The organism is Njordella aestuarii, from assembly GCF_056494165.1.
Genome location: NZ_CM151397.1, coordinates 1,412,579 through 1,427,745, shown reverse-complemented (window position 1 = coordinate 1,427,745; position 15,167 = coordinate 1,412,579). Strand labels below are relative to the sequence as shown.

At 51.1% G+C, this 15,167-nt stretch carries 8 protein-coding genes; all 8 read left to right on the top strand.

The window, feature by feature from the left end; translation table 11 throughout:
• Window positions 1-17 precede the first annotated feature (17 nt).
• Entirely contained in the window at window positions 18-1,418 is a 1,401-nt protein-coding gene (locus tag SH451x_RS05495; RefSeq protein ID WP_479361441.1) for a DUF58 domain-containing protein, read from the top strand.
• A 585-nt stretch (window positions 1,419-2,003) separates the two neighbouring features.
• Entirely contained in the window at window positions 2,004-3,017 is a 1,014-nt protein-coding gene (locus tag SH451x_RS05490) for a glutamine synthetase beta-grasp domain-containing protein (protein WP_479361440.1), read from the top strand.
• Window positions 3,018-3,126: 109 nt separating this feature from the next.
• Complete coding sequence (locus SH451x_RS05485) at window positions 3,127-4,167, top strand: LOG family protein (protein WP_479361439.1); 1,041 nt, start codon at window positions 3,127-3,129, stop codon at window positions 4,165-4,167.
• A gap of 315 nt (window positions 4,168-4,482) precedes the next feature.
• Window positions 4,483-8,406, top strand: a complete 3,924-nt coding sequence (locus SH451x_RS05480) for a PQQ-dependent sugar dehydrogenase (RefSeq protein WP_479361438.1) — start codon at window positions 4,483-4,485, stop codon at window positions 8,404-8,406.
• A gap of 109 nt (window positions 8,407-8,515) precedes the next feature.
• Window positions 8,516-10,078 carry an HD-GYP domain-containing protein gene (locus SH451x_RS05475; protein ID WP_479361437.1) on the top strand — a complete coding sequence of 521 codons (1,563 nt, stop codon included), beginning with the start codon at window positions 8,516-8,518 and terminating at the stop codon, window positions 10,076-10,078.
• Window positions 10,079-10,293: 215 nt separating this feature from the next.
• Complete coding sequence (gene cysD / locus SH451x_RS05470) at window positions 10,294-11,205, top strand: sulfate adenylyltransferase subunit CysD (RefSeq protein WP_479361436.1); 912 nt, start codon at window positions 10,294-10,296, stop codon at window positions 11,203-11,205.
• A 90-nt stretch (window positions 11,206-11,295) separates the two neighbouring features.
• On the top strand, window positions 11,296-13,242 hold the full coding sequence (gene cysN / locus SH451x_RS05465) for a sulfate adenylyltransferase subunit CysN (protein ID WP_479361435.1): 1,947 nt from the start codon (window positions 11,296-11,298) through the stop codon (window positions 13,240-13,242).
• Between the two features lie 79 nt (window positions 13,243-13,321).
• Window positions 13,322-15,142 (top strand): ABC transporter ATP-binding protein, encoded by a 1,821-nt coding sequence (locus tag SH451x_RS05460; protein WP_479361434.1) that lies wholly within the window; start codon window positions 13,322-13,324, stop codon window positions 15,140-15,142.
• Window positions 15,143-15,167 lie beyond the last annotated feature (25 nt).

The window sequence follows — 15,167 nt, the reverse complement described above, 5'->3', positions numbered from 1 at the left end:
AGTCGCTTGCGAATGTTATGAACAACTCGATCCTCTGGAACTGGCTCCCTTGGCTACTAATGCTTGGGGTCGTCGCTTACCTCCTGACGATGGCAGCGATGCGCAAGGTCTATCCCAGCTATCAGGTACTGTGGCTGGTCGGCATCTCCGTTGCGGCGTCTTGCTTTGGAGCGTTTTCCCGAACGCTGTTGCCGTTCATGATTGCGATCGATGTCTGTCTTTTGCTCATCTTACTCGTCGATCAACTTTCGCTTCTTCGGCGTGTCACGTTGAAAGCGCATCGCACCATGCAACAGACGGCGTCGCTGGGCAAACCTCACTCGCTGAAATTGACAATCGACAATTTTTCAAACCATGCTTGGTTCGTCGATATCCGCGATGACGTCGTCAATGAACTGAGAGCAGTTCCGGATCTTCACAAGATGGTTTTGCCGGCCGGTCGCGCCGTGGAGGTCGAATTTCTGCTGCGTCCACTTCGCAGGGGAGTCTATCTTTTTTCGTCCATCTATGTACGACGTTACTCTTTTGCACGTTTTTGGACTGTCTACCATACCATCGCTGCTCCAGGGCAGTTAAATGTTTACCCAGACATGCAGCAGCTTGCTGAGTACGCCATATTGGCTAGAACGAATCGCTTGAGTTTAATCGGCGTTCGACGAACACGACGGGTCGGACAAGATAATAACTTCGAACGACTAAGGGACTACAACGAAGACGACAATTACAAGCATATTGACTGGAGAAGCACGGCTCGGCGAAACAAGCTGACAGTCAAACAGTTTCAATCGGATCAGAGCCAGCGAGTCATGTTTTTGCTCGACTGCGGCCGCATGATGACCAATGAACATGGTCAACTCAGTTTCGTCGACCACGCTCTCAACGCTATTCTTATGTTAAGCTACGTGGCATTGATGCAAGGCGACAGCGTTGGCATGATGGCATTTTCAGACCGCGTGCACAGTTTTGTGCCTCTGCGCGGGGGCAAGTCCCAGATGAACCGCATGTTACACGCCGGCTTCGATCGCTTTGCCGAGATCGTGCCGAGCCGTTTCGACCAAGCGTTTTTGCACTTTAATGCTAATTGTCGTCGTCGTTCGATGGTTTTTCTGATTACCAATGTCATCGACGACGTTTCGGCAAGCGAAGTTACAAATTACCTATCGAGTCTGGCTCATCGACATTTGCCCGTACTAGCTTTGCTGCGGGATAACCGAATATTTGATGCAGCTGACAACCCAGCCGAAGACGAAAACGTGTTGTTCCGAAGTGCTGCCGCCTCCCAGATCGTACTTTGGCGAGCTGACTTGATTCGGCGAATGCAGCACAAAGGCGTATTGGCGATTGATGCGTTCCCTTCCGACTTGACCAGTCCTATGGTTAATCAGTATTTGGAAGCCAAGGCGAAACATCTACTCTAGGAAAAACGACGGATCATTCTTGTTCGCGGCGAAAAATTCTTTGACCGCTTTGTCGCAACTTTTTGTACTTCGGTTTATATCGCGCGCGGCTTTGATCATGGCGTTTGCATTGATCGAAGCCTTGACTGTCCCTTGGTATCAAAATTTTTAATAGTGCGAAAGGTCGGGGACAATCGCTTAGTGGCGTATCTTGCGCCCACAAGTATCGTCTTAAGAACTTTCGTCAAACCGTCGGCGAGGCTCGTAGTTTGCCGTCTCAAGCGGACCGTGACGCGACTGTGAGTTTGGTAGGATAAAGGGATTGGCGAAGATCTGTGGAGCTTAACCAATAACAGGGAAAACAATGGTTTGTGCGTTACAGAAAAGTCGGCTGACCGCTTGTATTAAAGAGGGGGCGTAGCTATTTTAGCACCAGCAAGCTAGCTTTCTGGGCGCGGGAGTTGGGTAGGCTGTCGACGACCAGAGTTTGTGGTGAAAGGTGTTCTCTTATCACAGGTCAATTGCGAGTCTTGCATTATTAGCTGTGCTGATACTGTATTCACAGTGTCTCATCTTCGTTTCCAGTTTTATAGTCGAGATTACTGCATGTCCTCTGACAAGAAATACAAGCTTGAGTACATCTGGTTGGATGGTTATCTACCCGTTCCAAACCTTCGTGGGAAGACGAAAATCGTCGATAAGGCACCAAAGTCTGTCGAGGATTGCGACCTTTGGGGTTTCGACGGTTCTTCTACACAACAAGCGGAAGGCCACAGTTCCGACTGTGTGTTAAAGCCAGTTGGGCTTTATCCTGATTCAGGTCGCAAAAACGCCTTCATCGTGATGTGTGAAGTCATGTTGCCTGATGGAACGCCGCATCCAAGCAATCATCGTGCAAGCTTTGAAGACATGGACGACATGTGGGTTGGGCTTGAACAAGAGTACTTCTTCTACGAAGACGGACGACCTTTGGGCTTCCCCGAGAATGGCTATCCAGCGCCACAAGGTCCATACTACTGCTCCGTTGGTTACAAGACGAATGGTGAGATCGCTCGTCAAATTACCGAAGAGCACCTTGAACTGTGCTTGGACGCCGGAATTAACCACGAAGGAATCAACGGCGAAGTTGCCAAAGGCCAATGGGAATTCCAAGTTTTCGCTAAAGGTGCCAAGAAGGTCTGCGACGACATGTGGGTCGCACGTTACCTATTGTTGCGTTTGACAGAAAAGTATGGCATCGATGTCGAATTCCATTGCAAGCCCATTCGCGGTGACTGGAATGGTTCCGGAATGCATTGTAATTTCTCCTACGCCAAGCTTCGTGACGAAGGCGGCAAGGAGTACTTCGAGAAGCTCATGGCTGCATTCGACAAGTACAAGGACGAGCACATTGCCGTATACGGACCAGACAACCACTTGCGTCTGACCGGTCTGCACGAGACCCAATCGATCGACAAGTTCAACTATGGCGTTGCCAACCGCGGTGCGTCGATCCGTGTGCCTCACGCGTTCGTTAATAACGGTTATAAGGGTTACTTGGAAGATCGCCGTCCGAACTCCCAAGGTAATCCGTACCAAATCGTTGGTCGAGTTGTACAAACCGTCAAGACCGTCGGCTAAACTGGCTATGGCCATTGAACGGTAATATTGCGAAACGCTTTGGCTGTAACGGTCAAGGCGTTTTTCGTTTACCCCCAGGAACACGGATCCGGAATCGAAAGGACATGGAGTGATTAAGCGCGAGGCTCTCGGCGAAGACGAAAAACATCGTCCCCAACCCATTTTCGAACAATCCAGCACGTTGGATGCCGACTATTGGCTTAACTCCATGCGACGTACAGTCGACCGCCTGGAAGCCGATAAGGCAAGTCGCGGCGACCTCAAACTTTTGTCGCGCACATTGCGTGAGCTTCGTTATGCGCTGAAGGTTTTTCAACCATACCGACGTCGCCGTAAGCTGACAATTTTCGGCTCAGCTCGCACCAAGCCAGATCATCCGACTTATAAGATGGCCGAGCATCTTGGTGCCGCCATCGCCAAACACGATTGGATGGTGATTACCGGAGCTGGCCCAGGCATCATGGCCGCGGGAGTCAAAGGTGCCGGAAGAGAAGCGTCGATGGGGCTTAACATTATGTTGCCCTTTGAGCAGTCGGCGAACGAATTCATCGATGGCGACCCCAAGCTGGTCACGATGAAATACTTCTTCACTCGCAAGCTGATGTTTGTTAAAGAGTGCGCCGCAGTCGTCTGCCTGCCGGGTGGCTTTGGAACGCTGGACGAAGCGCTCGAAACTCTCACCCTGATCCAAACGGGCAAGCAAGCCATTTTGCCCGTGATCTTCCTTGACGAACCTGGTGGAACATACTGGAGCAGCTTACATGCGTTTATCGAAAACGGGCTGTTAAACGCGGGGCTGATCAGTCCCGACGATCTCCATCTGTACACCATTCATACCGAGGTGGACACCGTCGTCGACGAACTCCTGCAGTTCTACAAGAACTATCACAGCATGCGATACGTCAATGACCAACTGGTGATTCGACTGCATCGTCCGCTTTCGGCAGAGGCTGTGGAATCGATCCGCGATGAATTTTCGAATATCCTGGTCAAGGGCGACATTTGCCAGTGCGGCGCGTTAGAGCAAGAGTCCAATGAACCAGAAATTATGGAACTCCCGCGAATATGCTTGCACTTTAATCGCCGTAACTTCGGACGACTTCGCCAGCTGATCGACTGCATCAATTCTTTCGATACCAGCACAACATAGCTAGCAATCCTCATTGCTTCTCTCCATCATAATAGTTTGCGGGTCAAGTCGTCTTGTCCTGCCGCTGGAATGACGTTGACTCAAACGTCCTCTCTTTGCTAATCACGCCGAATGACTCCGTTCGGACCAGCTCTGCTCAATTCCCCAAACTGTTTGGTGATTCGCGTGATTAGCTTAACGTCGCACTCAATTTTCGATCGTTGCTACTGCCGTGCATCGACACGTGTGTTGTCGATTTCAACAGCGATATTGTTGATTTTCAGTAGTTTCTTGCCAGCGCAAGCGCAGCGATACGATCGCACAAAAGCGACGTCAGTGAACTATCAGACGCCGGGAGCTGCCCCGCGAGCACCGCAAGGCAAATCGCTGCCGCCAGCTCAATGGATTTGGCTTGCAGGTACTCAGCAAGGAAAAATTCCGGTTGGCGACGTATATTTTCGAAAAACCATTCAGCTACCTAAAGTACCAATCGCTCGCATTCAAATTGCCGCAGACGACGCTTACGAAGTGTACATTAACGGCCGACGCGTCGGCACCGGCAGCGGCACGAGCCAACTGACGACTCACGAGTGTGCGCCTCTTATTTTGGCCGGCGACAACTTGATTGCAATCCGAGCATCGAACCGAACGGGTAACACAGGAGCCCTGTTCGCGCGTTTCTTCGTCCAGCTTTCCGACGGACAGTGGCGCGGTATGGGAACGTCCAACACGTGGAAGGCCAACATTCAACTGCAGCCGGGTTGGCAACAGAACGCGTTCAATGATTCAAACTGGCAGAACGCGGTCCTTGCGTCCTCTCAAACCGAATCGGTCGAAGCGGAAGCAGCGGTCAACGGCGGTCTCGCACAAATACCAAAGAACACCGAAGTAGCCACCAAGTCCACGACTACGCCAAGCAGCACTCCTGCGCAACTATCTGCGAACTCGCGAAATGTCCAGCCCAGCAATACGGACAGCACTAGCGGAACTGAGAAATCGGGGAGTGAACTGGGAAGTCGATTCAAGACATTGCCTGGTTTTCAAGTCGAACAAGTTGTAGACGAAATCGATTGCGGTTCTGTAGTCGCGATGGCGTTCAATGAGTTCGGGCATATCATTGCTTCGCAGGAAGGTGGACCGCTGCTCCTGATTTACGAAACAGGCAAGCAGAAGAAGACGCAGCGGGTGCGAACCTACTGTGACTTGGTAAAGAATATTCAAGGCATCTTGCCACTTAACGGCGACGTGTATGTTACTGGTGATGGTCCAGAAGGAAGTGGTCTTTATAGGCTGATTGATGCGGATCGCGATGGGCAGCTAGAAGCTGCTGAGAAAGTCTTTGGCGTCAAAGGAACTCCTGGCGAGCACGGAATACACCAGATTGCGCTGGGGCCAGACGGAATGCTTTACGTTGTAATGGGAAATCACGTACAATTGGATTCTCCTATATCAGCATCGAGCCCTTATCGATTTACTTATGAAGGGGATTTGGTGCGTCCACGTCGCGAAGATCCCAGCGGCCATGCGGCAGGCATGAAGGCTCCAGGCGGCACAGTGGTGCGTGTTGATCTGAGGAGCAAGTCGTTAGACATCGTCGCAGGTGGCCTACGCAACGCCTATGATCTCGCATTCCATCCGACGCAGGGACTCTACTTGCAAGACAGTGATATGGAAGCCGATATCGGCACGACATGGCACCGTTCGACGAATATTTTCAAAGTCACTGAAGGTGGCGAGTATGGATGGCGAAGTGGTTGGGCCGCTTGGCCAGAGTACTTCATTGATCGTTTACCAGCGATTGCCGACACCGGCCGAGGTTCGCCAACGGGTGCCGTTTTCTACGATCATTATCAATTCCCAGCGATTTACCATGAGCATTTGTTTGTTGCCGATTGGTCCCAGGGGCGAATCGTCAACATTGATGTTGAACCCAATAGCGACGGCACGTTGAAGCCTGCCAAAGAGTTCGTCTCGGGCACTCCAATGAACGTAACCGATTTAGATGTTGGCCCTGACGGCAGTCTTTATTTTTGTACCGGAGGTCGAGGCACTGGCGGTGGAATCTACCGGGTCCGATGGACCGGTGAACCCATGCTAGCCGAATCACAATTAGGAACCGGCATCGCTCGGGCGATCCGTCAACCCCAACTCAGTTCTGCATGGGGACGCCAAGAGATCGCAATGCAGAAACGTGATCTGAAAGATCAATGGGATGACCTGATCGCAGGTGTTGCTTTCTCGCCAGACAACCCAGCTCGATATCGTATGCGAGCACTTGATTTGATGCAATTGGTTGGCCCCGTGCCAAGCGTTAATCTACTCATTGATCTTTCACGAACCCCCAACGAAATGCTCCGCGCGAAAGTGGCTGCGCAACTGTCTTTGCACGGTGAAGAGCCACGTGCTATCGCTCGGCTCACGGCGATGTTAGGTGACGCAAGTGATGTGGTGCGCAAGTCGGCTTGTGAAGCACTCATTAGGACCGATTCTAACTGCGAAGTCGAAGCGCTGCTGCCGTTGCTCAAGAGCAGTGATCGTGAAATTCAATTCCTAGCCCGGCGCCTGCTATTACGCGCTCCACTGGAGGATTGGAATGATGCACTTCTGGATTCAGACGAATCCCAAGTTGTCATCAACGGAGCGTTAGCCTCTGTCATCAGTGATCCAAGTCCTGAAAACACAGCCCGAGTACTGGACAGGCTGCACGCAATGTTGGACGAATACATGAGTGATGAAGCGTTTGTTAACCTATTACGCGTTTATCAAGTAGCTTTGCATCTTGGACCGAGCACAACAGAGCAAGTTGAGCAAGTACGAGAGTTAGTTGATCGAGAATTCCCTGCAGGCCAACCGGTGATTAATCGTGAACTGATTCGACTGGCTGCATTCTCAAATGCGTCCAACATTGTGGACCGGATCGTGCCTTACCTCCAAAGCGATCTGCCAGTCAGTGACCGTGTTCACGTCGCAATGTACGCGTGTAGCTTTTGTAAGGAATGGACAGACGAGCAGCGAACGACCATTTTAGAATTCCTCGAAGATGCACAGCGCTCCGAAGGTGGTTCGAGCTATTCGTTGTACATTATGCATGTATCTCAAGAGCTCGGGGAACATTTAACTGAGCAAGAGGCGATCGCGTTTCTCAAGAAAGGGGAGGATTATCCAAACGCAGCGCTAGCTGGGTTGGCTAAGCTTCCGAATGAGTTATCTGTTGAACTGTATGAAGACGTCGTAAGCTTGGACGTGAAGATTGATAAACGCGGTTTTGAGTCCGACGTCTACAAAAGACTTAAGACTGGCCTAACCGCTATTTTAGCTCGCAGTGGCGACGAGCGTTCGATGCGTTACTTGCGACAGGTCTGGCGACGCAGCCCGGACCGTCGACCAAGCGTGGCGCTCGCCCTGGCGCAGCGGCCTGATGGCGAAAATTGGGACTACATTGTACGCTCGCTTAGCATTATCGAGCCTTACGCAAGTGCTGAAGTCTTGAACCAACTAGCATCTGTACCAATCGCGACCGACGACGCGTCTGCCATTCGTCAAACGATTTTACACGCACTCAAATTTCAAGCCGACGGGGCATCCGCGAAGCCTGCCTTAGACCTGCTCACCTATTGGGTTGGAGAGGATATGGCGGCAGGTGAAGCAACGACCACCGATAAGATTACTGCGTGGCAAAACTGGTTCGCAATGAAGTACCCTGACAAGCCCGACCCCATACTGCCAAATCGCGAAGAATCGAAATGGACCGTGGACGATATTGAACAATACTTGCAAAGCGAACAAGGTTTGGCGGGTAACGCTGAGGCAGGGAAACTGGTTTTCGCAAAAGCGCAGTGCGCGACGTGCCATCGTTCCGGCGATATCGGCACGAGTTTGGGACCTGATTTGAGTTCAATCGCGTCTCGATTTACGCGACGTGAAGCAATCGAATCGATCCTGTACCCATCCCAAATCATCAGCGATCAGTATGCAACCAGCAAAGTGCTCACGCGAGACGGTTCTATCGTTACTGGCATGAAATCATCGGACGGCCAAGGCAATACAATCTTGACGACCAGCACTGGCGAGCAAACCAAGATCGATTCAGCCGACATTGAAGAAATTCTAATTTCCAAAACGTCAATCATGCCCTCGGGTTTACTCGACCATCTAACTCAGCCTGAAATCCGTGACTTGATGACATACATGCGTTTGTTACCAGAGAGCGAAACAGAAGAATTACAAGTGGCCACTAAGCCCGCACCAATTAGTCGGTAATAGTTTTTGCGTCGCACACTTGCTCCTCCATTCGAGTTCTCGAAAGCAAACTTTCGCTCACACAGATGGACTGGTTAATGTATCTCGATTACTTGATTCACTTTTACGCATGACCATTCCGGCTCACATCAATCGACAATGCGAAGATCTCACTTCGCTCATTGGCGAGACCTGTTTGCCCTGTGTAGTCGACGAAAAGAACGACGCTCTCAATCGACAGATGGCGACGATCTACAAGGCGGCCTTCCAAGATGATGCTGATACAACGATGCAAGTGATGCAGCGTTCGGCTGAAACAGGAAAGATCCAATGCGCAAGCCTTGGTGCGGAAAAGGCAGCTTTCTCATTGCCGTTGCAACATCAAGGCTCCCAGAAATGGTTTGCGATTGGTCGTGCCTGGAATGGTGATGCGAAAGCCACGCTCCAAGTGCTGCGAATTGCCAACGAAGCTTGCAAGCGACAATACCAACTGGATCAACAGAAGAGCACGATAGAAGTCGTTGAACATAGCATGCGGCAGACGCTGCAGGAACGTAATTGGATTCGAGAGCTTTCGAGCTATACACAAGATCGCACCCGTACGTCGGCAAGTGCGCTGACGCACCGCGTGCTCGGTCAACTCCAATTGATGATTCAAGCGGATGCGGTGGCGATCGTGCCTGCGATTGAAGACAACCAACGCGAAGTAATGTTTCGTCCCACAGTTTGCGGTAGCCCCATTTGGAAAGCGACTGATTTCCAGCAACTGCTAAAGGTGATCGGCGTTCCACCACCGGGCGAGTACATCGTGCAAAATAGTCGCCAATATCAGCTTACCAATGGTCTTTGTACGGCTTGCATGGCTGTCCAAATTGGAATGAGCTTGGCGCAAGGCTATCTCGTAGCAATCAATCGACGCATGGATCGCAAGACGCCGCTCCGCCGCGTGACTGATATCAATTTCACCGGTGTCGAAGCTTCGATGCTGCAAGAGGCGGCGACGTTCTTTGAATCGGAAGGCATCCAGCGGCAGATCATGGGAGAATCGGAACGGCTGATCATCGGCACGTTGCGTTCCATGAGCAGTGCTATTGAAGCCCGTGATCCTTACACACGTGGACACAGCGAACGAGTAGCGAGGCTGAGCTATAAACTGGCCAAGCGTTTTGGTTTGCCACATGAACAATGCCGCGAAATTTACATCTCTGGAGTGCTGCATGACATCGGTAAGATCGGCATTCCCGACCATGTACTGATGAAGCCGGGAAAGCTTGAGCCGGAAGAGATCGCGATCATTCAAAAACATCCAACGATTGGCCATCACATCTTGAGCGACCTAAAGAAGCTTGAATTTGTATTGCCGGGCGTTTTATATCACCATGAACGCTGGGACGGGAAAGGATACCCCCACCAACTGGAAGGCGACTCAAGTCCATTGATGGCAAGGGTCCTGAGCGTTGCTGATTCTTTTGACGCAATGACCAGTTCGCGGCCTTACCGGTCAGCCATGGCGATCGAGAAAGCTCGTATGATTCTAAACGAAGGAGCAGGGACGCAGTGGGACCCTGAAATCTGCCAGACATTTCTCACATGGCTCGACGAGCAAGAGCCGAAGGGTGATAGCGAAGATCCGCTTGGCATTTTGCGTGAAGAGCTCGATTTTACGCATAACAATGCGGTTCAATTCGTCTAAGCTGTTTCCGTTCGCCAGTTGCTTGACCGATCGAGTCGACAAAACGTCGCTGCCTTACACTGCAGTTCAAAAAATCCGGTACTCAGTAGGAATAAAACGATTTTGTCCCGCTCACAGCCAAGTAAGGCCTCGACGTTCCGCAGTCCCAGAATAAACTCGTAGTTAACTAATTTTGGCAGAAAAGCTGCCTCCGAAAGTATTCAGAATAAGTAGCAATGGAATCCTATTCACTAACGCATTTGAAGCAGTTGGAAGCCGAGAGCATCCACATTATCCGAGAAGTCGCTGCTGAATTTAAGAAGCCGGTCATGCTCTATTCGATCGGCAAGGACTCGGCGGTAATGACGCACTTGACGCTCAAGGCGTTTTATCCGGCCAAGCCTCCGTTTCCCTTTCTGCACGTGGATACAACTTGGAAGTTCCGCGAGATGATCGAGTTTCGCGAGTCGTACGTGCGCAAAGAATTGGGCATCGAACTGCTCGTGCATATCAATGAAGAAGGTCGCAAGCAGAATCTGAACCCGTCAGACAACAGCGAAAAGCATACGGAGTTGATGAAGACCGAATCGCTGAAGCAAGCGCTGAACAAGTATCAGTTCGACGCTGCGTTCGGTGGTGCTCGTCGCGATGAAGAGAAGTCGCGTGCCAAGGAACGTGTCTTTTCGTTCCGCGACAAGTTTCACCGTTGGGATCCCAAGAACCAGCGCCCTGAACTTTGGAACCTGTATAACGCCAAAGTGAACCCGGGTGAAAGCATTCGCGTCTTCCCTCTGTCGAATTGGACTGAGTTGGATGTGTGGCAGTATATATATCTCGAGAATATACCACTTCCCGATCTCTATTTTGCGAAAGAGCGCCCCGTCATCGCTCGCAATGGTACCCTTATCCATTTGAACGACGATCGATTGGCAGTGCGGCCCGGAGAGAAGGTCGAGAACAAAATGGTCCGCTTCAGGACGCTTGGGTGCTACCCGTTGACCGGTGCAGTGGAATCAGATGCAACGACCCTCCCAATGATTATCCAAGAGATGTTGCTGACCAAAACATCGGAACGTCAAGGTCGCGTAATCGATCAAGATTCCGGCGGTGCAGGAATGGAAGAAAAGAAAAAGCAAGGCTACTTCTAGCTATCGCACGCATGAGCGATGCCACTCTGCGTCCAATATCCTTCATCACTCCCGTAATCGAATACAATTTAAACTCTACAACGTACTGAAATGTCACATCAAAGCGACCTGATTGCAACCGACATCCTGGCTTACCTGGAACAGCACGAACGCAAGGAACTCTTGCGATTTATCACGTGCGGAAGTGTCGATGACGGCAAAAGCACACTTATCGGCCGACTGCTATACGATTCCAAGATGATCTACGAAGATCAGCTCGCTCAACTGGAAAGCGAGAGCAAAACACACGGTACAACCGGAGGAAAATTCGACCCGGCTCTTGTCACCGACGGACTCAAGGCAGAACGCGAACAAGGCATTACCATCGACGTAGCGTATCGCTACTTTTCTACAGCCAAACGCAAGTTCATCATTGCCGACACTCCGGGGCACGAACAATACACCCGGAACATGGCCACTGGTGCTTCCACAGCGGACCTAGCCATTATCCTGATCGATGCTCGCCACGGTGTTCAAGTCCAAACGAAACGCCACAGCTTTATCGTTTCTCTCTTAGGCATTCGTCACATCGTCGTCACCGTAAACAAGATGGACTTGATCGGTTTCGACCAAGCGAGGTTTGAACAAATATGCGACGACTACCGCACGTTTGCTTCCCGACTCGATCTCCCGGACCTCCACTTTATTCCGCTGTCAGCGCTCAACGGTGACAACGTCGTCGACCGGAGCGAGCACATGCCGTGGTATCAAGGAAGTTCGCTAATGAATTTCCTCGAAACCGTTTATATCGGGTCAGACCGCAATCTTAAAGACTTCCGGATGCCGATTCAGATTGTATCGCGTCCGAACTTGGACTTCCGCGGTTTCGCAGGAACTATCGCTTCGGGAATTATTCGCAAGGGCGATGAAGTGATGGTATTGCCCTCCCGTCAAAAATCCAACGTCAAGCGTATCGTGACCATGGATGGCGACTTGGAGGAAGCCCACACGCCTCAGTCAGTTACATTGGTCCTTGATAGCGAAGTCGATTGCTCTCGCGGTGACATGCTCGTTCGCCCAGGCAACGTGCCGCGCACCGATCATCAGTTCGACGCAACCGTCGTCTGGATGGGAAGCGAACCGATGCTGCCTGGCAAAACTTATCTCTTCAAGCAGACAACTCAAACGACGCAGGGGCAAATCGAATCGCTGAAGTACCGTGTTGATGTTAATACCTTACATCGTGCACCCGCGCCAGAATTGAACCTGAATGAGATTGGCCGTTGTGCGATCTCTGTGAATCAACCGCTATTCCATGATGCGTATCAACGCAATCGCGGTACAGGTTCCTTCATCATTATCGATCGCATGTCGAACATTACGGTCGGCGCGGGCATGATTTCCGAACACCAATCGGTACGCGATCGCAAACTCGCTGCCTGGGAATCGGTTGAACACGATTCGCAAGGCAAGGAAACTCAAGATATAACCGCTGTTACTACCGATGACCGCGCGTCTCGCTACGGGCAACAACCAGCCACCGTTTTAATCACCGGCCTGACTGGGACGGGCAAGCTGAAGGTGGCGATGGCGGTAGAGCGTCGCTTGTTTGATCGAGGCCGCGCTGTCATCTTGATCGACGGCGAACGAATGCGCCAAGGTATCAACCAAGATCTCGGGTACTCGGTTGAAGACCGTAGCGAAAATCTAAGACGATCCGCATTTACTGCTCGGCTGATCAACGACAACGGTCTACTCTGTATCGCTTCATTCGTCGCACCTAGCGAAGCGATTCGTCAGCGCGTGAAGGATACGATCGGCGACAAACGTTGCCTTGTGGTTTACCTATCCGCAGATGAAAAAGTTCGCAGGTCGAATGATACGCATGGTCAATACGCTGCCGCAGACCAAGGTAAACTGCTGAATTTCCCTGGTGTTACCGCGAACTATGAAGTTCCGGAGTCTCCAGACTTGGTATTAGACACAGGCGACCTGGACGTCAATGAATGCGTCGATAAGATCATGGATCTTTTGATGCAACGCGGCTTTATCAAGTAGCCTCGTCTAACTCAGCGGCCAAATCTCACAACCAGCTCGCGACGACCGGATCGCCTGCTGATTGGCTTCTATAGCATTCATGATGCAAAACCTGGATGACAACGACGCCGCCTATCGTCCGCTACAGTGGAACATAATCGTCCGCATCTTTGGACTAATGGCACCGTTTCGCATCAAACGAAACTGGCTTTTGTTCTGCGTTCTTCTCCGCTCAATCCAGTTGCCTGCGTTCGCCTGGGCAGTGGGAGCAATAATCGATGGCCCAATTTCGCAACAAGGTAGCTTAGATTCCATCATCGTCGCAGTTACAGGCCTTTTCGTGTTCAGCATCGTAACGCAAGGAACTTTGCACTTCCGTCAGCGACTGACATTGGAGATTGGCGAAGCTGTCGTCAACAATCTGCGACGTGACATCTTTAATCACTTGCAGCGTATGCCCATGTCGTACTTCCACAGAACGAAGGTGGGCCGAATATTGTCGCGAATCAGTGGCGATTGCAACGCGGTACGCATCGGCGTTCAAGATGTGCTCTTCGTTTCACTAGTTGGATCGGGGCAGATGATCTTTGCCGGAGCGTTGATGGCCTATTACAGCGTACCCTTGTTTGCCATCGTCGTCCTGATGTCTCCGGTGTTTTGGTTGGTAAACAAGGTATTCCAAGGGCGGCTTGGCCAAGCGTATCGGGAAATCCAGGAAAGCTTTTCTCGAGTGACCTCCTTAATCGCTGAAAATATAGCCGGAATGAAAGTTACTCAAGCTTTTGTAAGGGGGCCTCATAATGCAGACAACTTTAGGGACATGATTCGAGTTCACGCTGGTCAAAACATGCGAGCAACACGCATTTCTGGCATTTTCCTGCCACTGATCGAGCTGAACTCTCAACTCTTCATGGCTGCCCTCATTGCCGTCGGAGGCTATCTCGTACTGCATCCAAACCATCCGACGTCCATCGGCGACCTCATTCAGTTTTTCTTTCTTGCGAACATTTTCTTTGCTCCCATCCAAGTCCTTGCATCCCAATACAATCAAGCACTTACAGCCATGGCGGGTGCAGAACGCGTCTTTGACTTGCTACAATTGACGATCGACCCGGTCGATAGTCGTGCGAAAGTTGAGGTCGAACGGCTAACAGGGCTCGTCGAATTCCAGGACGTGACATTCGGCTACGATGTCGACAAACCAGTTTTGCGCAACGTAAGCTTTACCGCCAAACCAGGACAAACAATTGCGCTCGTGGGTTCTAGCGGTAGCGGGAAAACGAGCATTACGAATTTGATTGCCCGCTTCTATTCGCCAACTTCAGGCTCCATTTTTCTTGATGGTCACGATGCTGCAACGCTCTCTAGAGCAACGCTGACTCGAAACATTTCACTTGTCCCGCAGCAGAACTACCTGTTCTCGGGCACCATTGCAGATAATCTAAGGTTCGCTTGGCCAGAAGCAACCGACGACGATCTTTGGGATGCGTTGTGCGCACTGGATTGCTACGATGTTATTGAGAAACTTCCGGATGGACTGAACAGCGAAGTTGGCTCACGTGGAGCGACGTTGAGCGCAGGACAGCGGCAATTTATCTGCCTCGCCCGAGCTCTGCTCGCGCAACCGAACATTTTGATTCTGGACGAAGCGACCAGCTCCATCGATACAATGACAGAAGTCAAATTGCAGCAATCGATAGCTCGACTTCAAAAAGGTCGGACAACTTTTGTAGTTGCTCATCGGCTTTCGACTATCAAAGCGGCTGACCAAATCATCGTCCTATCCGATGGTCGCGTAGTACAAATTGGTACACACGAGGAATTGAAGGCACTGCCCGGAGCCTATGCTGAACTGTTGGCTCGATATACGACGCGGGTCTCGAGTCGTGCAGGTAAGTCCAAGCATTTATCGCCGCCGTGAATAAAGCAATCTTGCTAACAAACAG